This window comes from Idiomarina sp. 28-8 (assembly GCF_000320945.2).
In the GTDB taxonomy this organism is placed as follows: domain Bacteria; phylum Pseudomonadota; class Gammaproteobacteria; order Enterobacterales; family Alteromonadaceae; genus Idiomarina; species Idiomarina loihiensis.
On the sequence record NZ_DF266789.1, the window covers coordinates 309,888 to 333,617 of the forward strand.

Sequence of the window (23,730 nt, forward strand, 5' to 3'; positions counted from 1 at the left end):
TTAACGTTTGCGCCTGTGCTGACGCCCTCCCGAAGCTCGAAATGGCATCGCCTGCGTGGCAAACTCTTTCATCACCCGACGATATACATCGCGCTTGAAGGATACGACCTGCCGCACCGGGTACCAATAACTGACCCAGCGCCAGCCATCAAATTCAGGGTGGCCTGAATGTAAAACATCTACGTCTTCTTCACGACATTTTAGCCGTAACAAAAACCACTTTTGCTTTTGTCCAACACACATGGGCCGCTGTTCACGTCGAATTAAGCGCTTTGGCAAGCGATAACGCAACCACTGTCGGCTGGTGTACAGAATTTCAACCTGCTCCGGCTTTAACCCGACCTCTTCGTAGAGTTCGCGGTACATTGCCTGCTCAGGGGTCTCGCCTTCGTGAATTCCTCCTTGCGGAAATTGCCAGCTTTGCTGGTTAATTCGACGAGCCCAAAATACCTGCCCATGCCCGTTACAGATGACGATTCCTACGTTTGCCCGGAACCCTTCTGCATCTATCACGCGAGCATCCTCAATTATTCTCTGTTACAGTGGATTCTTCCATAAAGCCCGGTTGCGGGCAAATGCTGATTCACTATTTACGAAGATTTAAGTCATGACCGACAAGCCACAACGCCCTCAGTCCATTGATGAATTGTTTCAGCGCGCGGCGGCTTTAGCCGGCCGTACATTTGCTGATCTGGCCGCTGAAACCGAATTAAAGGTACCCAAAGATTTGCGCCGCGATAAAGGCTGGGTAGGACAACTACTGGAGCTGCAACTGGGCGCCACTGCGGGCTCTAAGCCCACGCAGGACTTCCCTGAGCTGGGTGTTGAACTCAAAACGCTGCCGGTAACGCCCGACGGTGAACCGCTGGAAACCACTTTTGTCTGTACCGCTCCTTTAGTAAATATTCAGGGAGTCCAATGGACCACTTCTAACGTACGAAATAAATTACAACAGGTGTTGTGGCTGCCCATTGACGGCCGCCGCGAAGTGCCTTTAGCCAAGCGGGTAGTTGGCAGTGCGTTTTTGTGGATACCTAGCGAACAGGAAGAAGCCTTGCTGCGCAACGACTGGGAAGAGCATATGGACCGTATTGCTTTGGGCCAGGTTGAGAGTATTACCGCACGTCAGGGGGAAGCCATGCAAATTCGCCCCAAAGCCGCAGACGGTTCGGCGCTGACCGAGGCCATTGGCCCGGAAGGTACTATAATTGAAGTGCGCCCACGGGGCTTTTATCTTAAGAAAAATTTCACCCGGCAGGTATTGCAGCGGATGTTTATGTAACCCATGGCATCATTCGTTGTACACAGGAGAAATTATGCAATTTGATGTCAGTCCTCAAGCTAAGCGCAACGCGCTAACCTTTTGCGGGTTGGCGGTAGTGTTGTTTGCGCTACTGGTTTTTCTTCACCTGGTGCGGGACGACATTCCGGTTGGTGTTACTGTGGTGCTTGGCGCAACATCCGGCATATTCTTGCTGTTAGGCATTGGTAAAGTGATAGAGCCTCCGGTTTCACTGGTGATAACCGAAGACGGCATTCGTTATTTGCACCGCCGTGGACAATGGCAGATTCGCTGGGAAAATATTATCCGTTACGACGTTCCCCGAGTGAACCGGGTGCTGGAGCTTGAAGACGCCCCCTTTCTGGGGTTCCGGTTGTATCAGGTTGAAGAAGTGCTGGATGATATTTCGCCCCGGCTTGCTTCTGCCTTATTGTTCGAACAACGTCAGTTGCTGACTATGGCGTTGCGGCATCAGGCACCGGAGCGCGAGGATTATACACCTTATTTTGATATTCCGGACAGTTACATTAGCCCTAATGGCACTGTTTATAAGGGGCTAATTGGTGTGTTTGGTAAGCGCATGGAACAAATGCGGGAATTACTTGGTTACGACCTTTACGTAAGTTCCAATGCGCTGGACCGCGACATTTACGATTTTAAAGCCCATTTGCAGAAGTTACAGGCATCGCGTAAGTAGCCTGACGTTTACGTCAGGAGCGATATATCACCTGACATAAATGTCAGGTTACAGGGCGCACAGAACCAGGATCTCACCTGACATAAATGTCAGGTTACGGGAAATTAATGTCCTGGAAGGCTTCCAGCATGGGTTTTTGGAAGAAGTAGCCTTGCATTAGGGTAATGCCACTGTCGCGCAGGTATTTGTACTCGTCTTCGGTTTCAATGCCCTCGGCTATTAGCTGGATACCCAGCTCTTCTGAAATTTGCTGAATGGAACGAACCAGTGTTTGCTTCACTTTATTGTGATTAATGTCCCGAATCAGCTTCATATCAATTTTCAGGATGTCCGGCTGAAAGTCAGCCAATAAATTCAAACCGGCGTAACCGGCACCAAAGTCATCGATGGCGGTTCTGAACCCCTCTTTACGATAAGCTTCAAACACTTCCACCAGAAACTCCTGGCTCACAACCTGTTCCTGCTCAGTCACCTCAAAAATAATTTTATTCCGGTCAAACCCGGTTTTGCGGGCTGTCGATAAAGTGGTTGCCAGGCAGGTTTCCGGTTCGTAAATGGCGTTAGGCATAAAGTTAATGCTCAAACTGCCCGGTAATTGAATACGAGAAGCTGTCTCTATTGCCTTAACCCGACAGGTTTGATCAAAAGTGTACTTGTTGTCTTCAGTCACTTGCCCCAATATTCGTCCGGCACCCTCGCCGTTTTCTCCGCGAACCAGAGCCTCGTGTGCGAATACGCTTTTCCTGGAAATATCGACAATGGGCTGAAAGGCCATTTTAATGCCAAACCCCAAAGGTTTTCGACAATCACAAGATGGGCAAACAGACATGAGCTATCCTTAAGTTGAGTCTTATTACTAAGTATCTTATTAAACCTAGCAGTTTTCAAAACGAACGTAAAAATTATGGCTATCGATCAATAAAAATTGCGTTTTACCAAAAATACTGTATTAAGCATTCAAGATTTACAACAAGGTAGCACAATGACAACAATTGGCTGGCAAGAGTGGGGAGCACTTCCTGAACTCAATATTAATCTGATTCATATGAAAGTCGATACTGGCGCCAAAACTTCGTGTTTACACGCGTTCAAACTTGAACCTTTTGAACGCGACAGCCAGGAATGGTTGCGTATTTTTATGCACCCGGAGCAAGGCTCTTTGCGCGAACAAGTGTGCGAAGCCCCGGTATTTGATAAACGTGAAGTAACCGACTCCGGCGGTCATACTGAAACCCGTTATGTGATCCGAACCCGATTACAACTGGGTAAGTTTGACCAGGCGGTCGAACTGACATTAACTAATAGAGACACCATGAAGTTCCGTATGTTATTGGGTCGACAAGCCATGCGCGGAAACTTTATCGTAGATCCACAAGCCTCTCACTTATTAGGAGAAGAGCAATGAGAATTGCGATTTTATCGCGTAACGCCTCACTTTATTCAACTCGCCGCTTAGTGGAAGCCGCTGAAGAGCGTGGACACGAAGTTGACGTGCTTAACCCGCTAAGATGTTACATGAACATTAATGCGCGTGAATCATCCATCCATAAGCACGGCAAGGAACTGCCCCACTACGACTGCGTTATTCCGCGTATTGGAGCGTCAGTGACCTTTTATGGCACCGCTGTTTTGCGCCAGTTTGAAATGATAGGCAGCTATCCGTTAAATGAGTCGGTTGCCATTTCCCGTAGCCGCGACAAGTTGCGATCGCTGCAATTGCTGTCGCGAAAAGGCATAGGCCTGCCGACAACTGGTTTTGCCAGTCAGCCACAGGACATTCCTGACCTCATTGACATGGTTGGCGGTGCACCGCTGGTTATTAAATTGCTGGAAGGTACTCAGGGCATTGGTGTGGTGTTAGCCGAAACCCGTCAGGCCGCTGAAAGTGTTATTGAAGCCTTTATGGGTCTGCACTCCAACTTTATGGTGCAGGAATACATTAAAGAAGCTGGTGGTGCGGACATTCGCTGTTTGGTTATTGGCGACAAAGTCATTGCAGCAATGAAGCGCCAGGCAAAAGCCGGTGAGTTTCGTTCAAATTTGCACCGTGGCGGCAGCGCGTCACTAGTTAAGCTAACTCCGGCTGAGCGCGCAACGGCGGTTAAAGCCGCTAAAACCATGGGGCTTAACGTAGCGGGTGTGGATATCTTACGCTCTAACCACGGTCCATTAGTTATGGAAGTGAACTCGTCACCAGGGCTTGAAGGTATTGAACAGGCAACCGAGAAAGACGTTGCGTCGCAAATTATTACCTTCCTTGAGAAAAACGCCAAAGCGCATAAAACCCGTACCAAAGGGCAAGGATAAAATGAACGGTTTTGAACTGGCTGGACAATGGGTAGAGCCGGGATCGCATCAGCATATAACTCTGCCCGCGTTGCGTTTGTATAACGACGCACCGCTGGACTTACGCATAGATGTGTTTCATGGCACCAAGCCCGGCCCCGTATTGCTGGTTTGCGCGGCTATTCATGGTGATGAGCTGAACGGCATTGAAGTTTGCCGACGCTTAATTAATACCACCGACGCCCGCACGCTCAGCGGCACTTTAGTCGTGGTGCCTATTGTTAACTTATTTGGGTTTATTCAGCAGTCTCGATACTTGCCTGACCGGCGTGATTTAAACCGTTGCTTTCCCGGCTCGGAACGCGGTGCTCTGGGAAGTCGTATGGCGTATTTGTTCAGTGAAGAGCTGGTCAAAAAGTCGACCCACATTGTGGACTTGCACACGGGAGCTATTCACCGCAGTAACCTGCCGCAAATTCGGGTAGACGTTGAAAACGAAAAAGCACTGGCCATGGCGAAGGTTTTCAGCACGCCGGTTATTCTGCACTCTAAAGAGCGCGACGGTTCCTTGCGGGCTTTAGCCAATGAGCTCGGTATTCCTCTCATTTTATATGAGGCAGGTGAAGGACTGCGCTTTGATGAGGCCTCGATAAGTGCCGGCGTTATTGGCGTACAGAATGTAATGAAGCACTTAAAAATGATGAAAGGCCGCCGTCGTGGTCGTCGTATTACACCTGTCATTGCCCGTCGTTCCACCTGGGTTCGGGCAGAACGCGACGGCCTTATTATTCCCAAAGTTGAGCTAGGACAAACCATTCAGAAACAACAAGTATTAGCCTTAAGCGTTAACCCGCATGGTGGCGAAGGCGATGCGGTTGAATCTCCGGTACGCGGCATTATTATAGGCTGCAGTAATATTCCGGTAGCTAATGAAGGCGAAGCCTTATTCAACGTTGCACAGTTTGATAAAGACGCCATGTCGGACGCTACCGAAAGCGTTGATTCTTTTACCGAGGTTTACGAGAACAAACCTTATGAGCAGTAATTCAGTACAGATTGATTTTAACCGCGGTCTGCGCCATTGTGATAACCAGCACAACCTCTACCGGGAAGTGCTGAACTGTTACCTGGAACAGTTTGCTCCTTTGCTGAATACAGAGGACTTATTAGAAGATGTTGAAGCGGCCCGCTTACAGTTACATACGTTAAAAAGTTTAAGTGCTACTATTGGCGCGACTGACTTGAGCCTTTTGGCTGCACAACTTTTCAAAAACTGGCAGCAGAAGACTTATGAGCAGCGCGCTGAAGCAATTACACAAGTTAACGTTGAATTAGCCGCAGTGAATGAAAAAATAGCAAGCTACTGTAATGAAGTTGTCCTGGACGATTAAAATTAATACAAAAAAGGGTAAACATTCGTTAAAATAGCCCGATAAAAATTATAACAACAATTAGAGTACAGGCGCCCTATGTCCAGTCCGGTCAGTTTCCGGGTTTCTGAAAGAGATGTGTACATCAGTATTGATGCCGGCACCCCTCCCTCAGAGGTCAAAGCAGATAAACTACAGCAAGCTTGGCAGGCTTCTAAGTTTTCGGCTGCAAAATTGCTTGATCCACAAATGCTGCTGCAAACCGCAACAAAGTATTCCCAGCATTACAGTAAAGACTCTAACAGCAGCATTCCCTTTCAAGTCGCTATTGCCGAGATTTTTGACGCTGATTTAAATTTGCAAGTAAGCGACGATGATATGAAAGTCACTGCCAGCGGTATTGTCGGTTATGGCGGCAAAGCCCTGACGCAGGAATCTATCATTGCCAAGCTGAAGGAAAAGAAAATCACCTCGGGCATTCAGCGCAAGGCTATTGACGCCTTGGTTGAACACACTAATGAAGCTCCACCCGGTGCTGAGCTATCGGTTACCGTGGCCAAGGGAAAATACCCTATCAATGGCAGCAATGCCAAATTTAAACCCCTGACAGATGATGCTCGAAAACGCGTGTTACGCCCTCAGTTGCGTGAAGACGGTACGGCGGACATGCGCGATTTAGGAGCCGAAGTCACGGTTGATCCAGACTCTCCGCTATTGCAGAAGATACCTCCGAGCAAAGGTCGTGTTGGTTTTACTGTTTTTGGACGGGAACTGGAAGCCCGGGACGGTGAAGATCGGGACTTTAAACCCGGAGAAGGGACACGCGTCAGCGATACCGATACCAATTTAATTGTTGCTGACCGAACCGGCATGCCTAGTTTTAACGAAAACAGCGTGCAAGTTGATGATGTTATGCAGCTAAACAACGTCGATGTATCAACTGGTCACGTTAAGTTTAAGGGCAGCGTGATTGTCACCGGCAATGTCAGTGAAGGAATGAAGGTAACTTGTACAGGCGACATTACGGTTGGCGGCTATGTCGATTCTGCCGAGCTATACGCCGATGGCAATATCACTGTGCGTAAAGGCTGTATTGGCCACCTGATTCATTCAGGTGACAATGCCGAGCACGACGAAGATGCCGACGAATGGATACCCGATGTGTCCACCAAGCTTGTTGCCGGTGGTTCCATCTGGTGTGCCTATGCTCAGTATTCCTACTTTGAAGCTCAAACCGGTGTGAATACGGACAAACAGTTAACCCATTGCCATGTCATAACCAAAGGACCGCTGGCCATTGGTGGTGAAGGCCGTAATGCCCGCGGCAAACTCATTGGTGGCACTATTGAAACCTGTGATCATGTCTATTGTGGACAGCTGGGCGCTCCGGCTGGCACTAAAACCCGTATTTACTGGTCGCTTCCGCCCGCTGACCCCCAGTCACTTCAGCACTTAAACAGTATGCGTGCGCTGCTGGCAAAAACTCTGGCCAGAGTAAAAGTGGTACAGCAGGGGTTAAACCGTTGCGACAAACTGGAAGATGGCGTGAAAAAACTCGAATACCAGAAAAAGCTAAAAATTGAGTTACGCAAACTTAAAGCTCGCATTGTTAATACCCGAACCAGCATAGATTCGATACTGGAAGCATTCGAAAACCACCCCGTTTTGCGCACTATGGTCAGCAAAGAAGTCTTCCCGGGTATTTTGTTTATCTTTAAAGAGAAAAGTCTGCGCATAAAAGAACATCGAAATGGTACAATGTTCTTACTTCAGGACAAAAAACTACGAGTAGACAGCTTGCTCTAAGCCGTTGAGTATCACTATGTCAGCTGCAATTTTATCTATGCTTGGACGTCAGTCCGGGCAACCCTGGGCTAATGGCTCATTATTGGTTATTCATCCCGGTGGTGGCGAATTATCTGCCTTACCTAATGCCTCGGCCTGGAGTTTTCACGCGGGTCACGCGGCTTATTGGAAAGCAGCCGGGCGCCCGGTTTTTTGCCAAATTCAACCTCCTAACCTTAGTCATTACGACGGTGTTTTATTTCTGGTAGCAAAGGAAAAAGAGCTGAATCAGTATTTACTGGAACAGTTAGCGTCGTTACCAACTGGCACTCCGGTATGGTTTGCCGGCGAAAAACGCTCTGGTATTCAACCTTTAATGAAACATTTGCCTGCCTGGTTACAGCCGCCGCAGAAACTGGCTTCGGCAAACCATTGCCTGCTTTTTGCCAGTGAACGCAATGAGCAGGTTCATCAAAGCGCCTCGGTTGAGGACTACGCCAAAAACATCACTTATGAATTAAACCAGCAACAAGAGTCTTTTGTTACTTTGCCTGGCGTATTCAGTCGTGAGCATATTGACCCGGCAACTTTGCTGTTACTGCAACATATTAAGGATCTACCCAAAGGCCGCGGTATGGATTTTGCCTGCGGTGCGGGAGTTATCGCTAAGCAGTTAGCTTCAGTGGCCACTGAACTTATGGCCTGTGATGTGAGTCCTATTGCCATTGCCGCCAGTGAGATAACACTGGCCAATGAACCAATAACACCCGAGTTGCGTTTAGCCGATGGCATACCGGAAAATGCCGGACAGTTTGATTTCATTGTCAGTAATCCCCCGTTTCACACCGGACAGAGAACCGACTATGAAATTGCACGGAAATTTATTAGCAATGCCCGGCAACACCTTAATAAACAAGGTGCTTTTAGAGTCGTTGCTAACCGTTTTCTGCCCTGGCCAGAGGTTATTGAATCGGTGTTTGGCAACTGCAGTGTTATAGCCGATAATGGCCGTTATCGTGTTTACCATGCAACTTGTCGATAAATAACCCGTTTTTTTGTTTAACTGATGCCTTTTTTGTTAACGCTTTGCTAACATTAGTAAACATATAATTTTTTCAGAGATTGAGCCGTAGACTGAATGCATACCATTTCACTGAAGCGCATACTGATTTATATCGTGTTGTTGGTCACCAGCTTCGCGCTTCTCGTCGGTTTTACGGTTAATATTGTGAGTCAGGTTGCACAATATCAGGAATCATTGCATGACCAGGCTTTGTCTTATTCCCGCATTGTGGCTGGCAACGCTGCCAGCAGCTTAGTTTTTAATGACAACGCTAACGAAAAACAACGCCTGAGTTCATTAGAGAACACCTCGTTTATTCAGCATGTTCATGTCTACAAAATGGATGAAACCAGTAACGAACTGACCTTTTTCTCGAGCTACAATAAAAAAGGCCTGCCCCCTATTCCGGCGCGGTTCGCTAAACTGGATAAACTGACAACACCGCAAACTAACGACAACTACATTGAAGTTTCTCAGCCCGTAGTACTTGACGATGAAGTCATTGGTTACGTGTATTTGCGTGGCTCACTGGAGCAGGCCCGCTTATTCATGTGGCGCTCAATTGGCATTGCCAGCGTGGTTTTCGTACTGACACTGCTACTTTGCTGGCTAATAACTTTGCGCTTGCGAAAGACTATTGTCACGCCATTAGACAGCGTAGTTGATGTGATTTCTCAGGTTGCCCGGGACAAAAACTATTCATTGCGCCTGGCGCCGTCAAAGCTGGTTGAATTCGATATGATGGCGCACGCATTTAACACCATGCTTGATCGTGTGCAGCAACACATTAGCCGGCAGCGCCGGGCCGAAGAAGAAGCCAGTCAGTTAAATACCGAGCTGGAACGTCAGGTTACTCAGCGTACCCAGGCACTAAAAGAATCCAACAGTGAGCTGCTTAAAACACTGGAACAACTGCACCAGTATCAGGGGCAACTGGTTGAATCGGAAAAAATGGCGTCACTGGGCGACATGGTGGCCGGTATTGCCCACGAGGTTAATACACCAATAGGTCTGTCAGTTACCGCTTCCACTTTGCTGCAGGACAAATTAACGATAATGCAGGAGAAATTCGACGAGAAGCGAATTTCAACCTCAGAGTTCGAGCGCTTTTTAAGTGATTGCGATGAAAACCTGCAAATTATTTACCGTAATTTGGGCCGGGCGGCGGATCTGGTTACCAGCTTCAAGCAGGTGGCAGTTGATCAGTCATCAGAAATTGACCGGGATATTCATATTCCGTCGTTCATGAACGATGTTCTTATTTCGGTTAAGCCCAGACGCCTGGATCCGGAGAAATTCCCTATCCGTATTTCATGCCCTGAAGGGCTGACTGTGCGCGCTAAAGCCGGACCGTTAAATCAGGTGCTGATTAACCTTATTGTCAATTCTATGATCCATGCTTTTGAAGGGTATAGCAGCGGACGAGTGGACATTAGCTTTACTATGGTAGGTGATGACAAGCTGGAAATGGTTTATACCGACAATGGTAAAGGTGTTCCCAGTGATATTAACCGTAAAATATTTGACCCTTTTGTGACCACCAAACGAGGTTCCGGCGGCAGCGGGCTGGGTCTGCATTTGGTCTACAATTTAGTGACTCAGGTACTGGGCGGAAACATTCACTTCTTTAGTGAAGAAAAGAACGGCGTGGAGTTTATTGTCCGTTTTCCTGTCACTTTGGTCAGCAATGCTTGAAAAATCTCAAACAAAAGTCATAATGTAACGTCATAACTTTTATAAATATAAGTTCAACACCGTACGCACAGCGACGAACTTTCCGGGAAAATCAACGCTTATGAATGCCAGAATACTGATTGTTGAAGACGAAGTTGTTACGCGCCAGACCCTCACACGTCTATTCCAACAAGAAGGCTACGAAGTTTTTGATGCTGCTGATGGCCTGCAAATGGAAAACATCATGCGTCAGGAACGTGTGGATGTCGTAATTATGGACGTCAATTTGCCAGGTAAAAATGGTCTGGAACTTGCGGAATCCTTACGTGAAAGCGACAACATTGGGTTAATTTTCTTAACCGGTCGTGACAGCGAAGATGACCGCCTGTTAGCACTGGAGTTAGGGGCTGATGACTACCTCATTAAACCTTATAACCCAAAAGAGCTGACAATTCGTGTACGCAACCTGTGTCGCCGTATTGAAGCATCACGCTCAGGCAGTCCGGTTGAAAACAACAGTGTTGAATTCCAGTTCCATGGCTGGCGTTTGAACAGCGACAGTCGCTGCCTGTACTCACCGGAAAACCAAATGTTCCGCTTGCCGAAAAGTGAGTATCGTGCGTTGGAGTTATTTTTATCTAACCCGGGCCGCATTCTTGACCGTGAAACTCTGGTTAAACGTATGCTGGATCGAGAACTGCGTCCGAATGACCGTACCGTTGACGTTGCCATTCGCCGAATTCGTCGGCATTTCGAGTCTCACCCGGAAACACCGAACTTAATAACCACCATCCATGGTGAAGGCTATCGCTTTATCGGCGAGGTTGATCAGCAAGCTCAGTGATGCTCAGCTAACCAGGCATCAATTTGGCGTCGGTGCGGAATAACCGCATCGGCCCATTCAATTAATAAACGCTCAGCTACCGGCCACTCCCACTCTTCTTTCTCAATCTTTTCCATCAGCTTAGATAACTCAGTTAAACCGACTGAACCGCAAGCACCTTTAACTTTATGCGCCTGTTTGCGTAGCTCGTCTTCATTACGGCTTTTAGCTGCCTGATGCAATAATTGCGCATAGCTTTGAATAATACCGTCAAAAGTCGCCAGCGTTGAATTCACGCCTTCAACGCCTAAGGTATCGACGTATTGCTGTAATAACTCGGTGTCTATCGCCGATTTTTCTGCCATCTTTTTATGCTCCATCAATCCAAAACCCTATCCTCGGCGTATTCCTGTTTTGAGTCAACCACTGTGCAGACAGAATCGATTAGGGCAATCGGTGTCACCTGGTGAAATTCTGCGATATAATGCCCACCTTTAGACTGAGCCTCATTGATCAAGATCAAACAGGCCGGACAATATTCACGACACTTGGAGTTCACAACGAATGCCAACAGTTATGCCCGACGTAGCCAACCAAACGCAGGCCCAGACAGAGGGAGCTCTCGATTGGGTTGGCATGAGCAATATTGAAGTTCCATTGATGGTAGCAGCAGCCGGCGTACCAGAACGCCCGGTAGCAGCTAAAGTGGAAGCTTTTGTCAATCTGAAAAACCCGAAAACCAAGGGTATTCACATGTCTCGCTTGTATTTGTTGCTGGACAAAATGTCGACCGAAGGTGAGCTCAGTCACGATACTTTAAAGCAGTTGCTGAATGACTTTATCGAAAGCCATAAAGACATCAGTGATCAGGCCTTTATTAAGTTTGATTTTGACTATCACCTGCGCCGCAAATCGCTGATTAGCAAAAAGCAGGGCTGGAAAGCGTACCCCGTCAGCTTAACCGGCCGCTACGATGCGGGTCAGTTAAAGCTGGAGTTGTCTGTCGATGTCCCTTATTCATCGACTTGCCCTTGCTCTGCGGCTTTAGCGCGCCAGTTAATTCAGGATGCCTTTAGCGAGAAATTTGCCGGTCAGGAACAGGTAGATGCCAGCATCTTGCACGAGTGGCTGGGTTCCACCGAAGGTATTGTTGCAACACCGCACAGCCAACGTTCAGTTGCTGAGGTTAAAGTTGCCTTAAGCGACAGTGTTAATGACTTTCCCATTGTAGAACTCATTGACGCCATTGAAGGGGCTCTTAAAACACCAGTACAAGCCGCCGTTAAACGTGAAGACGAGCAAGAGTTTGCGCGTTTAAATGGACAGAACCTGATGTTCTGTGAGGACGCCTCGCGTCGCTTACAACATCAGTTAAACCAGATGTCGAACTTCCGTGATTTCTGGTTGCGGGTTAACCACTATGAGTCACTGCACGCGCACGACGCAGTGAGTGTCACGACCAAAGGTGTTCCCGGCGGTTACTCGGCGTAATTCGGGTTAAATTAATTCCATAAGCAGCCACAGCTGGCACAGCTTTTGCTTCACACCTCACAGAGCGTCAATTTTCTGATGAGGTGTGAAAAATGGAAATTATCCTGTTGTTGTTTGTTGTAGTGTTAATTGCGGTGGCTATTATTGCCAGCCGAATGTCTGAAAACTATGTACCCTACCCCTATAAGCTAAAAGACGTTTCCTTGTGCACCGCGCAGGAAGATCAGTTTTTGACACTATTGGAAAAGTCGGTCGGCGACAGCTTCCGCATATTCACCAAAGTTCGTTTAAGCGACATTGTTACGGTGCGCTCAGGTTTATCCTCTACCGCACGCAAAGATGCCCACAACAAAGCCAGCCAGCGCATTCTTGACTACGTATTGTGTGATATTCACACCATGCAGGTTAAAGCGGCTATTGAGCTGGAGCCAGGTCAGTCGTCAATGAACCAGCAGAAACGTAACTTATTCCTGAAGAACACCTTATCTGCTGCCGGACTGCCGTTCCTGCGCTTTAAAGCAAAACCCGGCTATCGCGTTGCCGAGCTGCACGACTACATTCACGGTAAAATCCGTCAGGCTGAACATGTTCGTGCCGCGGTACCAACAAATAAAGATAAGAATAACCAGCCGATTGCCGCTTAACTTGCTCCGTGGCAGTATAGCTGCATGAACACGGAACTTTTAACCGACATATTATTATCACCTGTCGCTCTGGCTCTGCTGGCTTTGCTAGCAGAGCGCTGGTTTCCCTGGCCAGAGCAGTGGCACCCCTTTGCCGTTTTGCGGCTAATGGCCGCCTACATGAGCGGCAAGGTTAACAAACCTAAACGCCCGGTCGGTCAGCAACGCCTTGCCGGTTTTTTGGCCTGGTTAACTATGTCACTGCTGGTATTACTGCCAGCGGCCATTGTATTTGCCGGTGCTGAAGTGTCTTTGGCTATTGGCTGGCTAATTTTACTGGTGAGTCTGCGTCAGCAGCCCGTCAGTCACGCCATCAAATTAGCCGATAGCCACCTGCAACGTGGCCGCAAGAATGCCGCCCGCGCCTGGCTAAGCCGCATTACCTGGCGCGACTGCGATTTACTGAGTGAACACGGCATTGCCAAAACCAGTATCGAACTGCGCGCAACCAGTATTCTGGAACACCGCTTTACGCCTTTGCTCTTTTGGTTTGTTGGTGGGCCACTAGCGGCACTTGGAGTACGAACCCTTTCTGAACTGACTCAGGTTTGGCCGGTTGCACAGGCAAAATACCGACATTTTGGTCTGGCAACACATTGGCTTCACACCATAACCCATTTCTTACCTTCATTTTTACTGGCTCTGACTGCACGGTTTATGGCGCTATTTCAGCGTAATAAATTCAGGCTGCAGCCGTTAAAACGTAACCCTTTGTTCTCTACTATTTTGCTCAGCTGGATACAAAGCTTCAGCTATTGTCACCGGGTCAGTTTGGGCGGACCTATACAAGTGCAGGGAATTCGTATCGCAAGACAACGTTTTGAAGGACGTCCCGCCGAGTTATTAATTCCGAGAGCGCCCCGCTGGCAAAGGCAATGGCAGGGCTTTTTCATTGCTTGTCTGGTTATTGCACTTTTTGCCTTGTTCATTTATCGACCCTGAGTGACTCATCGGGTATACTACGCGCCCTAATAAGCAACCGTTTAATATTATGAAAACCATTGATGTAGTCGGCATTGGCAATGCGCTGGTGGATCAGGAGTTTGAAGTCTCTGAAGACTTCCTGCTGAAGCACGATTTAAAAAAAGGCATGATGGAGCTGATTGATGAAGACGCTCAAAACACTCTGATTGCAGAACTTAGTCAACTGGGCGAATTGAAAAAGCAAAGCGGCGGTGGCTCAGCAGCTAACTCGTTGGTGGCTTTCGCTCAATTCGGCGGCAAAGCCTACTACTGCTGTAAAGTTGCTGACGACGAAGCCGGCATGTTTTACCGTCAGGATTTAGAAAAAATAGGCATAGAAACCAGCCTTGACCAACAGAAGAACCCCGGTACTACTGGCCGCTGTCTGGTTATGGTGACTCCTGACGCCGAACGCACCATGCGTACTCATTTGGGCATAACGGCTGATTTATCTACCGTTGAAATTGACGACCATGCCATTGCAGCAGCAGACTACCTTTATATTGAAGGCTATTTAATTACCTCAGAAATTGCGCGTGGCGCGATCCAGCATGCGAAAAAAGTGGCACGGGAAAACAATACAAAGCTGGTTATGACTTGCTCTGATCCTGCCATGGTGAAGTTTTTCCGCAGCGGAATTGATGAAATTCTGGATGGTGGTGTCGATTTAATGTTCTGCAACCGCGAAGAAGCAGAATTATTAACCGGTAAGGACGATCCTCAGGCGGCTTTATCCGTATTACTAAAGCAGGCCGACACGGTTGCTATTACTTTAGGTAAAGACGGTGCTGTAATTGCTAACCGTGAACGTCAGGTACATATTCCGGGCGTGCCGGTTAAAGCCATTGATACCAATGGTGCAGGCGACATGTTTGCTGGTGCTATGCTTTATGGTTTAACGCGTAATATGTCGCTGGAAGACGCTGGTCGTTTAGCCAGCCATGCGGCGGCGGAGCTGGTCACTGAATTTGGTCCCCGACTGAATAAAGACCGACAGCAACAATTAATTGAGCGCATTATGAGCGCCCAAACTGCTTGAATTTACTTAAAATTCACTGACAGAAATCACTGAAAAAGAGAGTCACTATGAGTGCAGAAAATTCACAAGACTACAAAGTAGCAGATATTAGCTTAGCCGAATGGGGCCGCAAGGAAATTGCGATTGCTGAATCTGAAATGCCGGCGTTGATGACTATCCGCCGTAAATACGCTGACAGCAAACCACTGGCCGGTGCTCGTATTATTGGCTGTATTCACATGACCATTCAAACAGCTGTGTTGATTGAAACATTGCTTGAACTGGGTGCCGAAGTGCGTTGGTCATCGTGCAACATTTTCTCTACTCAGGATCACGCTGCTGCCGCTATGGCTGCTGCCGGTGTGCCGGTATTTGCCTGGAAAGGTGAAACCGAAGAAGAATACGACTGGTGCTTAAAGCAGACTTGCCATAAAGACGGTGAGTTGTGGGATGCCAACATGATTCTGGACGACGGCGGTGATTTAACCCTGATGATCCACGACGAATTCCCGCAGATGCTGGAGAAAGTTCACGGCATTACTGAAGAAACCACTACCGGTGTTCACCGTTTGCTCGATATGCTGGAAAAAGGCACTCTGAAAGTACCGGCCATTAACGTGAACGATGCTGTAACTAAGTCAAAAAATGACAACAAGTACGGCTGCCGTCATTCACTAAACGATGCCATTAAGCGTTCTACTGACCACTTATTGTCAGGTAAGAAAGCTCTGGTAGTTGGTTACGGTGATGTGGGTAAAGGTTCTGCCGCTAGCCTGCGTCAGGAAGGCATGATTGTTAAAATCAGCGAAATTGACCCAATTTGTGCCATGCAAGCCTGCATGGACGGCTTTGAAGTGGTCTCTCCTTACCTTGAAGGCAAAAACAACGGTACCGGCGACAACATCAACAAAGCCTTGCTGGAAAACACCGACCTGATTGTGACCACAACCGGTAATATGGACGTATGTGACCGTTACATGCTGGCTGCGCTTAAGCCTACTGCCCTGGTTTGTAACATTGGCCACTTTGACAACGAAATTGATACGGCCTTTATGCGCAAAAACTGGCGCTGGGAAGAAATTAAGCCACAGGTTCATAAAATTTACCGTTCAGACGACGACAACGACTACCTGATTCTGTTAGCCGAAGGCCGTCTGGTGAACTTAGGTAATGCAACCGGCCACCCCAGCCGTATTATGGATGGCTCTTTTGCTAATCAGGTACTTGCTCAAATTCACTTGTTCGAGCAGAAATTTGCCGACATGGAAAATAAGAAGCAGGAAGAATATCTGCGTGTAGAAGTTCTGCCTAAGCAACTGGATGAAGAAGTTGCGCGTTATATGGTGCAGGGCTTTGGCGGTGTTATCACTAAGCTGACAGCGGATCAGGCTAACTACATTCACGTTGATGTGGAAGGTCCGTTTAAGACAGACGAGTACCGCTACTAATGAGCGATATTATTTATCGTGAAATAACGGCTGCCGATATGGCGGCCGTTATTGATCTGGCCAATGAAGTTCATGGTGACAACTACCTGAACGAAGAGAGTTTTCAGCAGTATTTAGCCGGCGGTACCGTTGGTAATGTACAGTTGAACTGGATAGCTCTGCGCGGTGAGACCCCATTGGGCGTGCGCATTACCCTGGCGCCCGGACAATGGCCAATTGATGATTTTTGCACCCCAGACGCCTGGCCAATTCCGGCCGATAAGCTGTGCTACTTTAAATGCGCAGCCGTGTCAGAAAAGGCACGCGGTCTGGGCATAGGCAAAGAACTGTTGTTCCGTAGTATTGAAGCCGCCAAAGAGCTGGGCTGCCGTGGTGGTTTAGCACACATTTGGATGCAAAGCCCCAATAACAGTGCCTATGAATATTTCACCCGCTGCGGCGGTGAAATGATTAAGCAACATGAAAAGCGCTGGTACAAAGCCTCAGTAGAAGACGGCTACTACTGCCCAGTATGCGACGGCATCTGCTACTGCAACGCCGGCGAAATGCTGCTGAAATTCGATACGTAAGGCTCCGAATAGCGAGCGCTGAGGTTGCATGGGCTTGGGGCAGACTGCTCACTTGTTTCGCTTGAGCATTGAAGGCCTCTGTGGCGGAGACGCGACGAGCTCATCCATGAGGGCTTGACGAAGGCCATCCATGGCCTTCGACACTCCACCACAGAGGCCTTCAACACTCGTAACGCTCACAAGTGAACAGTCTGCCCCTTTTGCCTCCCTCATAGCGGCTTAAGTTGGCTTTTTATATGAGGCGGGAGATAGTGAGCGCGCCAACGGTTACATAGGGCTATTGTGGAGGTGTGCAGCGCCATGGATGGCGCTGCCCAAGCCCTACACGGATGTATTCACGGGCGCCTCCACAATAGCCCTTGTAACCTCAGCGCTCGCTGTCTTCCCTCTCCGTTTTATAGGTGGGTGTTTATGTATGATCCTTTGGTTAATGCGCCTCCGGGGCCTCATGATGCTCCTGAGCCTAGTTATTGGCAGCAGCATACGCAGGCCGAGTTTCCGGAGTGTGTGGATGCGCCGGAGGAAGTGGGATTTGCTGTTATTGGTGCGGGTTACACGGGCTTAAACGCGGCTCGGGTTCTGGCCGAAAATGGGCATTCTGTTGCAGTATTTGAAGCCAACCAACTGGCCTGGGGTTGTTCGTCGCGTAATGCCGGGTTTGTGATGAAAAGTACCGGCCGACTGGGCTTGTCGGCCTGGGCTGAACGCCTTGGTGCTGACATTGCGCAAGACATTGCCGATGAACATCAAAAGGCACTGCAACTGGTTGAAGAAACTTTGCGTTATTGCCCGTCGCAGTGCCAGCGCCAAAACGGCGGCTACCTGAAAATAGCGCACCGCAACAGCGCCGTGGCACCATTGAAACAACAATATGAGCAGCTTAAAAAGTTTAATCAACCCGTTGAATGGCTCACCCAAAATCAACTCTCGGGGCTTATTTCAAGCCCACAGGCCCATGCCGCATTGCGTTTCACCGACTGCTTTGCTCTTAACCCCATTTTGTTAGCAGCAGCTACCGCGCGAAGGGCAACTGCCGCTGGTGCGCAATTAGTTGAACACTGCCCGGTAACTCAGGCAGTGTCGCTTGGTGGCAAAGGCGTGTATCTGCAAACCGCCAAAGGCTCTGTACGCGCCCGTAAGCTGTTGGTTTGTTCTAATGGCTATACCTCAGGGAAACTGTTGCCGGAGCTTGCCAGCCGCTCGCTACCGGTACTCTCAAGCATTATTACCACCCCACCTCTGAGTAACGAACAGGTTGAGAGTATTAAACTTTCACCTCAATACGCCATAATGGATACACGCATCCTGAAGTATTACTTCCGCTTACTGCCCGATAACCGCTTATTGTTTGGTGGTCGTGGTGCCATTCAAGGGAAAAGCGCAGAGAAGCCGATATATGCTAAACGCTTACTGCAGGCATTACACCAGACTTTCCCGCAACTGCGAGAAGTGAACAAGTGGGAGTATTTTTGGAGTGGCTGGGTCAGTGTGTCACTGGACGATTACCCGCGAGTAGGCAAAGTGAAAGATAATATCTACGCCAGCATGGGTTACTGCGGCGCCGGTGTTAGCTTTACCGCTCTGGCCGGTCAAAGACTGGCAGAAGCCGCCATGGAACAGCCCCTGCCCGAGCTGCCTTACTACCAGTCACAACTAAAGCCCTTTCCATTACCACGCTTCCGCCGCCTAGGCCAATGGCTCTACTACCACTACGGCCGCCTACGCGACTGAGGGGGGACAGGGGCAGGCTGCTCACTTGCTTCGCTTGAGCATTGAAAGCCTCTATGACGGAGACGCGACGAGCTCATCCATGAGAGCTTGACGAAGGCCATCCATGGCCTTCGACACTCCGCCACAGAGGCTTTCAACACTCGTAACGCTCACAAGTGAACAGCCAGCCCTTCTAATCTCTCTCATCACAGCTTAAGTGGCTTCTTAACTGAAGCGGAAGATAGTGAGCGCGCCGACGGTTACACAGGGCTATTGTGGAGGTGTGCAGCGCCATGGATGGCGCTGCCCAAGCCCTACAGGGATGTATTTACGGGCGTCCTCCACAATGGCCCTTGTAACCTCAGCGCTCGCTATTCAGCCCCGCTACAGGCCGAAGACGATTTTTTCGCTTTTGAGCATTCGGGCTATGTATTTCATTAGCAGCAATGCGGCTGCCAGGGTGGCAATTGCGCTGATGACCGTTCCCATGACATTCACGTTCTCACCGCGTATCAGTGACAGAAAAGCCTGATGCTGACCGGTTAGCGGGAGATAGTAGAGAATTAGATTTTTAAGCCGTGCAAATTCGACACCGAATGACGCTGCCATGGGAATGATCAATAAGAAGCTGATGTAGGTTTGTGCTTCTTTGAAGTTTTTCGCGCGAAAGGACACAAACAATTGCAGGGCGGTCGCGAACAAAGCTAGCGGTACCAGCAAAACAAACATTAGTAGCATCATACCCACACTAAAGTTCACGTTCATACCAATTTCGTGTAATGGAACGTAGGCAAATATAATGGGTATGAGTACCAGTGACAGTATTGCCCCGAACAATGAAAAGGTCGTTGCGGTCAGTGCTTTACCGGTAACAATGTCCCAGGTGCTTAACGGCTGACTCAGCAAAAATTCCAGCGAGTTACGTTCACGCTCACCAGCACTGATATCAATAGCCACATTCATACCAGACCAGAATACAGACAAGATAATAAATACCAGCACACTGCCCATAATCAAGGCCGCTTTTGAGCCCCGGGTTGCTAAGTCTTGCTTTTGTAACTGTATTGGTTGCACGACACGCGGATCCACACCCCGTAAAGTCAGACGGTAAGCCGCTATTTGACTGGAGTATGCCTGAACGGCCTGCTCTACACGCTTAATTTCGGTCTGCTGTTTTTGTGCAGACCAATCAGCACGCAAGGTTACCTCTACCGGCTCAGCTTTACTCACACTTTCCTGCCAGTTTTGCGGTAAGGTCAATATTATTGGCGTTTCGGTTTTCGCCCACTCCCCTTCTTTAGCAACAACACCACGTTCGTTCAAAAATTCAACGAGTTGAGGGGCATTTTCTTTGCCTTCAATGGTAATTTCAACGTCTGCTGGGTCGGTCAGTTGGGTTATTAAGAAAAAGAAGGCTACGGCCATTAATAAAGGGCCAAAAAACGCATAGGACATTGCCGCTAAAACAGAACGTTTATCACGAATAGCGTCCCGGAACTCTTTTTTCCATACGGAAGTTAATGCACTCATTAGGCTGCTATCCCCTCGTCGGTACCGATAATTTTAACGAAGGCGTCTTCCAGCTGTTGCTCGCCGGTCATATCGCACAGCTCCTGCGGTGTTCCTTCAGCTGCAACTTTGCCTTTTGCCATCACCACCACTCGGTCACATAGAGCGGCAACTTCCTGCATAACGTGGCTGGAAAACAAGATACAGGTGCCTTGAGCGCGTTGTTCGCGCAACACATCTCTTAAAATTCGGGTACTCATAACGTCAAGACCGCGGCTGGGTTCATCCAGAATTAGATGTTTTGGGCTGTGTACTAAAGCCTGAGCCAATGCGACTTTCATCCGCTGGCCTTGTGAAAAACCAGCAGTACGACGGTCTGCAAGCTCTTTAATATCCAGCTTCTCTATCACCTTCTCAACCGCCTGCTTTTGCTCCGTGCCTTTTAGCCCGTGCAGCCCGGCGAAATAAGCTACTTGCTCGCGTACGGTCAAGCGTTCGTATAAACCGAATTTATCAGGGAATATACCGAGGTTACGGCGTGCATCAATCGGGTTCTGGTTGGCATCAACACCTTCAATCTCTGCTTTGCCGGTATCTGCCTGCAACAACCCGTAAATAATACGCAGACAAGTCGTTTTCCCGGCTCCGTTAGGCCCAAGAAGCCCGGTAATTTCGCCATCTTTTGCCTGAAATGAAAGAGAGTCCAGCGCTTGCACATTTTTGAATGTTTTTGTCAGTGCATCTACGTTTATCATTATTTATAGCCCCGCTGCATTCTGGTTCAGCACAAATGGCTTCAGCCTTTGTTCTTTTAAGCAGCTGCCATCAATATTTTCGATAGAACCTTGCTCGATAAAATCTGCAATGAGCTTATTAGCGCAGGTATGGCTGGCTATGGTATGCCCGGCGTTAGGTGCAATCAGATGTTTACTGTTAGGTAAGGTTCTGTGGGCAATTTCGCCCCATTCCGGAGGCGTCACCGGGTCCAGCTCTCCCGATAACAACAAAACCGGCTTATCACTAACAACCGGATCGGACCAATAAGATGGAACACTCGATGATTGCCAACCCGCACACATGTCGACAAAGGCATCACCGGTGCGGCTGCCAATAAACTCATTGTTGCCGTCCTGAGCGAAAAGCTCAGGAGTCGCCCTTGGCAAGTCTTCGCCACACACAACCGAGAGCATAAGCCCCAGGTAAATACTGTTTTGTGACATAGTACCGCCCATCAGCCCCAGTATTGCATGGTAGTTTCCTTCAGCTGCTGAGTGAATCGCGTAAGGCAATAACTGACGAGTACTGGGGTGATATAAAGCAACACGAATAATTGAGCTAAAACGCCCGGGAGTCAGTTTTATTTCCAGCGGCTCAAAAGAGAGGGGGTCACGCGTTTCCAGCAATATATTCTCAGCTTCAAGCTCACTCATCACCTCATAGTATTCTTGCTCTAGGTTAGGGAACTTCTCATGACACGGGCTTTGTTCGGAACAGTCTTTGAGCATTTCGTCAAATGCATTGGCTCCGTGTTGACCAAAAGGCCCGATGATTACCTGAGGCGGAGCTACGGCATCGAGGGTAGCCGTACGAACTGAGCTCGGTGCTTCACGTAAATAAGTTAGTCCAACGCGCGTTCCATAAGAGCCGCCATAAAGGTTCAGTTGCTCTATACCTAAATGTTCACGTACTCGCTCAAAGTCTTTAACTGCGTTAACCGTATGATATTGCGTTGTGTCTGTATCAGGGTACTGTTCCTGACATTCACGACTCAAGGCTCTAAGGTCCTGCTCATCGTCAGCTCGTATCAATTCATCAGGGCGTTCAATACCACATTCAAGCGGGTGACTTTTACCTGTGCCACGCTGATCAATTAGAAGGATATCGCGCTTTTGACGCACCGCTTCGAACATACGCGCTATCATTGGAGTTAATTCGGTAGCGGCCTGTCCCGGCCCTCCGGCCAGAATGAGCATAGGATCGGCTTGCGCTCCTTCCTGAATAGCGGGAAGAATCGCGTAGTAAATACCAATATGCTTGCCGTCGGGTTGTTCGTAATTTTCAGGAACTGAAACTGTGCCACAGTGCAGTTTCTCTTGCACGCCGGGTAAATAACAGCCCGAAGCTTCATTTATTTTTGTCTGTGCCTGACCGCTATGCGGTATCAGTCCCAGTAACAGTAGCGATAATGCCATCCATTGTTTCATAGCGGTTCCGTTTATATATGCAACGGATCTATTGTCGTAGAGAACAGGGGAGAATTACAAGGTAAGTCACTGATTGATTTGTTAGAAGATGTAAAAAAGCCCGCAAAAATTGCAGGCTTTTAGAAAATAATTTTATTAGTGCCTAACTTACAGGCCAGCGCGATCTTTAATTGCTACTGCAATTGCACTGCTGCCATGACCGTTAGATTGCGCCCATTCGTAGTCGCCAGAAGCTTTCAGTTCATCTACTGACAAGCGACCAACAATGAACTCACCAATGTCTTGTGAGCCATTTGACATGGCAAATTGCAATAAGCTCTGACCATTACACTGAATACCACTGTAAATATCGCGTACGCGGACACGAGCATCACGTAATTTTTTACGCATACGCATGGTGTCATCACCCTGTACGTATGTGCATAAGCTTAAGGCTAATTCATTTGCCTCTGCGCTCTTTGAAAACGTTACGCCAGTTGCCGCAACGGCAGCCATCATGGTGCCTAATACAATTGCTTTCATCTAAAACCCCATCACAAGATTGTTCAAAAATTCATCAAGATGATACTACGAACTCAAGCCTGCTGCAATGGCTTAAAATACATGTAAGTTACTGAATTTATAACTTCTTATTAACTTACTCTGTCGAAAATAAGAGTACTAAAGTTATGGGAGTTGCGCTCATCAGCGGCAAAGTTTTGCCGCTCTATCTCTTGCCAGTCGGCGACTTGATGATAATCGGGAAAGTAAGTATCACCCTCAACATTTAGTTCTATTTTAGTAACATATAGTCGGTCTGCGAGGGGTAAAAATTTCTCATAAATTTTTCCACCGCCGATAATCATGAGTTCCTCAACCGGACCTGCAGCGGCTATTGCCTGTTGCACCCCAGACACCCAAACCACCTGACTGTCCTGATTTTCCGAACGATCCGTTCGACGGCTTAGAACGATATTCTTGCGGCCGGGCAAAGGACGACCAATTGACTCAAAAGTCCGGCGCCCCATAACAATTGGCTTACCTAAGGTAATTTTTTTGAAATATTGCAACTCGTCCGGCAGGTGCCATGGCATTTTGTTATCTTTTCCAATAACCCGATTATCGGCCATAGCAACCACGAGTGATATTTTCATTCGGCGATATCCTTAATGCGTA

General features: G+C 48.3%; 25 protein-coding genes. 17 read left to right on the plus strand and 8 right to left on the minus strand.

Annotated features, from left to right (window positions below; all coding sequences use genetic code 11):
* Positions 1-513, minus strand: coding sequence for an RNA pyrophosphohydrolase (rppH, locus tag RJ32_RS01585; protein ID WP_011233763.1), 513 nt, complete (start codon positions 511-513; stop codon positions 1-3).
* Between the two features lie 94 nt (positions 514-607).
* Between rppH and mutH the strand changes: the two genes are divergently transcribed.
* Entirely contained in the window at positions 608-1,282 is a 675-nt protein-coding gene (gene mutH, locus RJ32_RS01590; protein ID WP_034818475.1) for a DNA mismatch repair endonuclease MutH, read from the plus strand.
* Between the two features lie 34 nt (positions 1,283-1,316).
* Positions 1,317-1,979, plus strand: coding sequence for a DUF2982 domain-containing protein (locus RJ32_RS01595; protein ID WP_034818476.1), 663 nt, complete (start codon positions 1,317-1,319; stop codon positions 1,977-1,979).
* Between the two features lie 94 nt (positions 1,980-2,073).
* Here RJ32_RS01595 and RJ32_RS01600 read toward each other — a convergent pair whose 3' ends face one another.
* Positions 2,074-2,808 carry an EAL domain-containing protein gene (locus tag RJ32_RS01600; RefSeq protein ID WP_034818477.1) on the minus strand — a complete coding sequence of 245 codons (735 nt, stop codon included), beginning with the start codon at positions 2,806-2,808 and terminating at the stop codon, positions 2,074-2,076.
* Between the two features lie 153 nt (positions 2,809-2,961).
* Here RJ32_RS01600 and RJ32_RS01605 point away from each other — a divergent pair, with 153 nt between their 5' ends.
* From RJ32_RS01605 to arcA, 8 genes are all read left to right on the plus strand, one after another.
* A complete protein-coding gene (locus tag RJ32_RS01605) occupies positions 2,962-3,384 on the plus strand; it encodes a RimK/LysX family protein (RefSeq protein ID WP_034818478.1) in 423 nt (140 codons plus the stop codon).
* Positions 3,381-4,286, plus strand: a complete 906-nt coding sequence (rimK, locus tag RJ32_RS01610; protein WP_011233758.1) for a 30S ribosomal protein S6--L-glutamate ligase — start codon at positions 3,381-3,383, stop codon at positions 4,284-4,286. Before RJ32_RS01605 ends, rimK begins: the two co-directional genes overlap by 4 nt.
* Before the next feature lies 1 nt (position 4,287).
* A complete protein-coding gene (locus RJ32_RS01615; RefSeq protein WP_034818479.1) occupies positions 4,288-5,310 on the plus strand; it encodes a succinylglutamate desuccinylase/aspartoacylase family protein in 1,023 nt (340 codons plus the stop codon).
* On the plus strand, positions 5,300-5,656 hold the full coding sequence (locus RJ32_RS01620) for an Hpt domain-containing protein (RefSeq protein WP_034818480.1): 357 nt from the start codon (positions 5,300-5,302) through the stop codon (positions 5,654-5,656). Before RJ32_RS01615 ends, RJ32_RS01620 begins: the two co-directional genes overlap by 11 nt.
* A gap of 78 nt (positions 5,657-5,734) precedes the next feature.
* Positions 5,735-7,441: a DUF342 domain-containing protein gene (locus RJ32_RS01625; protein WP_034818481.1), complete on the plus strand. Its 1,707-nt coding sequence runs from the start codon at positions 5,735-5,737 to the stop codon at positions 7,439-7,441.
* 16 nt (positions 7,442-7,457) lie between these two features.
* Positions 7,458-8,462, plus strand: coding sequence for a class I SAM-dependent methyltransferase (locus RJ32_RS01630; protein ID WP_034818482.1), 1,005 nt, complete (start codon positions 7,458-7,460; stop codon positions 8,460-8,462).
* A 96-nt stretch (positions 8,463-8,558) separates the two neighbouring features.
* A complete protein-coding gene (locus tag RJ32_RS01635) occupies positions 8,559-10,178 on the plus strand; it encodes an ATP-binding protein (RefSeq protein WP_011233753.1) in 1,620 nt (539 codons plus the stop codon).
* Between the two features lie 100 nt (positions 10,179-10,278).
* On the plus strand, positions 10,279-11,001 hold the full coding sequence (arcA, locus tag RJ32_RS01640) for a two-component system response regulator ArcA (RefSeq protein WP_034818483.1): 723 nt from the start codon (positions 10,279-10,281) through the stop codon (positions 10,999-11,001).
* Here arcA and RJ32_RS01645 read toward each other — a convergent pair.
* The gene (locus RJ32_RS01645; protein ID WP_034818550.1) at positions 10,995-11,345 is read right to left on the minus strand and encodes an Hpt domain-containing protein; all 351 of its coding nucleotides are present in this window, start codon (positions 11,343-11,345) and stop codon (positions 10,995-10,997) included. The two genes, arcA and RJ32_RS01645, sit on opposite strands and share 7 nt — an antisense overlap.
* Positions 11,346-11,544: 199 nt before the next feature.
* Between RJ32_RS01645 and folE2 the strand changes: the two genes are divergently transcribed.
* The 7 genes from folE2 (at position 11,545) to RJ32_RS01680 (ending at position 18,883) form a co-directional block, all read left to right on the plus strand.
* Positions 11,545-12,471, plus strand: coding sequence for a GTP cyclohydrolase FolE2 (gene folE2, locus RJ32_RS01650; RefSeq protein ID WP_034818484.1), 927 nt, complete (start codon positions 11,545-11,547; stop codon positions 12,469-12,471).
* A 92-nt stretch (positions 12,472-12,563) separates the two neighbouring features.
* Entirely contained in the window at positions 12,564-13,115 is a 552-nt protein-coding gene (locus RJ32_RS01655; RefSeq protein WP_034818485.1) for a DUF2726 domain-containing protein, read from the plus strand.
* Positions 13,116-13,139: 24 nt separating this feature from the next.
* Positions 13,140-14,096 carry a cobalamin biosynthesis protein gene (locus tag RJ32_RS01660; protein WP_034818486.1) on the plus strand — a complete coding sequence of 319 codons (957 nt, stop codon included), beginning with the start codon at positions 13,140-13,142 and terminating at the stop codon, positions 14,094-14,096.
* Positions 14,097-14,145: 49 nt separating this feature from the next.
* On the plus strand, positions 14,146-15,156 hold the full coding sequence (locus RJ32_RS01665; protein ID WP_034818487.1) for an adenosine kinase: 1,011 nt from the start codon (positions 14,146-14,148) through the stop codon (positions 15,154-15,156).
* Between the two features lie 47 nt (positions 15,157-15,203).
* A complete protein-coding gene (gene ahcY, locus RJ32_RS01670; protein ID WP_034818488.1) occupies positions 15,204-16,583 on the plus strand; it encodes an adenosylhomocysteinase in 1,380 nt (459 codons plus the stop codon).
* Positions 16,583-17,152, plus strand: a complete 570-nt coding sequence (locus tag RJ32_RS01675; RefSeq protein ID WP_034818489.1) for a GNAT family N-acetyltransferase — start codon at positions 16,583-16,585, stop codon at positions 17,150-17,152. The genes ahcY and RJ32_RS01675 overlap by 1 nt, the downstream gene beginning before the upstream one ends.
* A 411-nt stretch (positions 17,153-17,563) precedes the next feature.
* Positions 17,564-18,883 carry an FAD-binding oxidoreductase gene (locus RJ32_RS01680; protein WP_034818491.1) on the plus strand — a complete coding sequence of 440 codons (1,320 nt, stop codon included), beginning with the start codon at positions 17,564-17,566 and terminating at the stop codon, positions 18,881-18,883.
* Positions 18,884-19,246: 363 nt separating this feature from the next.
* Here the strand turns inward: RJ32_RS01680 and RJ32_RS01685 are convergent, their stop codons facing one another.
* The 5 genes from RJ32_RS01685 to folA all read right to left on the minus strand — a co-directional run bounded on the left by RJ32_RS01685 (position 19,247) and on the right by folA (position 23,708).
* Positions 19,247-20,392 carry an ABC transporter permease gene (locus RJ32_RS01685; protein WP_034818492.1) on the minus strand — a complete coding sequence of 382 codons (1,146 nt, stop codon included), beginning with the start codon at positions 20,390-20,392 and terminating at the stop codon, positions 19,247-19,249.
* Positions 20,392-21,126, minus strand: a complete 735-nt coding sequence (locus RJ32_RS01690) for an ATP-binding cassette domain-containing protein (protein WP_011233742.1) — start codon at positions 21,124-21,126, stop codon at positions 20,392-20,394. The genes RJ32_RS01685 and RJ32_RS01690 overlap by 1 nt, the downstream gene beginning before the upstream one ends.
* A 3-nt stretch (positions 21,127-21,129) precedes the next feature.
* Positions 21,130-22,575 (minus strand): alpha/beta hydrolase, encoded by a 1,446-nt coding sequence (locus RJ32_RS01695; RefSeq protein WP_011233741.1) that lies wholly within the window; start codon positions 22,573-22,575, stop codon positions 21,130-21,132.
* Positions 22,576-22,722: 147 nt separating this feature from the next.
* Positions 22,723-23,097: a DUF3718 domain-containing protein gene (locus tag RJ32_RS01700; protein WP_011233740.1), complete on the minus strand. Its 375-nt coding sequence runs from the start codon at positions 23,095-23,097 to the stop codon at positions 22,723-22,725.
* A gap of 110 nt (positions 23,098-23,207) precedes the next feature.
* Entirely contained in the window at positions 23,208-23,708 is a 501-nt protein-coding gene (gene folA / locus RJ32_RS01705; protein ID WP_011233739.1) for a type 3 dihydrofolate reductase, read from the minus strand.
* Positions 23,709-23,730: the final 22 nt, after the last annotated feature.

Coding starts and splice junctions, on each gene's coding strand:
- mutH (WP_034818475.1), top strand. CDS start 608: ATGACCGACAAGCCACAACGCCCTCAGTCCATTGATGAATTGTTTCAG.
- RJ32_RS01680 (WP_034818491.1), top strand. CDS start 17,564: ATGTATGATCCTTTGGTTAATGCGCCTCCGGGGCCTCATGATGCTCCT.
- folA (WP_011233739.1), bottom strand. CDS start 23,708: ATGAAAATATCACTCGTGGTTGCTATGGCCGATAATCGGGTTATTGGA.
- RJ32_RS01700 (WP_011233740.1), bottom strand. CDS start 23,097: ATGAAAGCAATTGTATTAGGCACCATGATGGCTGCCGTTGCGGCAACT.
- ahcY (WP_034818488.1), top strand. CDS start 15,204: ATGAGTGCAGAAAATTCACAAGACTACAAAGTAGCAGATATTAGCTTA.
- RJ32_RS01645 (WP_034818550.1), bottom strand. CDS start 11,345: ATGGCAGAAAAATCGGCGATAGACACCGAGTTATTACAGCAATACGTC.
- RJ32_RS01665 (WP_034818487.1), top strand. CDS start 14,146: ATGAAAACCATTGATGTAGTCGGCATTGGCAATGCGCTGGTGGATCAG.
- rimK (WP_011233758.1), top strand. CDS start 3,381: ATGAGAATTGCGATTTTATCGCGTAACGCCTCACTTTATTCAACTCGC.
- RJ32_RS01595 (WP_034818476.1), top strand. CDS start 1,317: ATGCAATTTGATGTCAGTCCTCAAGCTAAGCGCAACGCGCTAACCTTT.
- RJ32_RS01695 (WP_011233741.1), bottom strand. CDS start 22,575: ATGAAACAATGGATGGCATTATCGCTACTGTTACTGGGACTGATACCG.
- RJ32_RS01685 (WP_034818492.1), bottom strand. CDS start 20,392: ATGAGTGCATTAACTTCCGTATGGAAAAAAGAGTTCCGGGACGCTATT.
- RJ32_RS01675 (WP_034818489.1), top strand. CDS start 16,583: ATGAGCGATATTATTTATCGTGAAATAACGGCTGCCGATATGGCGGCC.
- RJ32_RS01605 (WP_034818478.1), top strand. CDS start 2,962: ATGACAACAATTGGCTGGCAAGAGTGGGGAGCACTTCCTGAACTCAAT.
- RJ32_RS01635 (WP_011233753.1), top strand. CDS start 8,559: ATGCATACCATTTCACTGAAGCGCATACTGATTTATATCGTGTTGTTG.
- RJ32_RS01660 (WP_034818486.1), top strand. CDS start 13,140: ATGAACACGGAACTTTTAACCGACATATTATTATCACCTGTCGCTCTG.
- RJ32_RS01625 (WP_034818481.1), top strand. CDS start 5,735: ATGTCCAGTCCGGTCAGTTTCCGGGTTTCTGAAAGAGATGTGTACATC.
- RJ32_RS01690 (WP_011233742.1), bottom strand. CDS start 21,126: ATGATAAACGTAGATGCACTGACAAAAACATTCAAAAATGTGCAAGCG.
- folE2 (WP_034818484.1), top strand. CDS start 11,545: ATGCCAACAGTTATGCCCGACGTAGCCAACCAAACGCAGGCCCAGACA.
- RJ32_RS01600 (WP_034818477.1), bottom strand. CDS start 2,808: ATGTCTGTTTGCCCATCTTGTGATTGTCGAAAACCTTTGGGGTTTGGC.
- RJ32_RS01630 (WP_034818482.1), top strand. CDS start 7,458: ATGTCAGCTGCAATTTTATCTATGCTTGGACGTCAGTCCGGGCAACCC.
- RJ32_RS01655 (WP_034818485.1), top strand. CDS start 12,564: ATGGAAATTATCCTGTTGTTGTTTGTTGTAGTGTTAATTGCGGTGGCT.
- arcA (WP_034818483.1), top strand. CDS start 10,279: ATGAATGCCAGAATACTGATTGTTGAAGACGAAGTTGTTACGCGCCAG.
- RJ32_RS01615 (WP_034818479.1), top strand. CDS start 4,288: ATGAACGGTTTTGAACTGGCTGGACAATGGGTAGAGCCGGGATCGCAT.
- RJ32_RS01620 (WP_034818480.1), top strand. CDS start 5,300: ATGAGCAGTAATTCAGTACAGATTGATTTTAACCGCGGTCTGCGCCAT.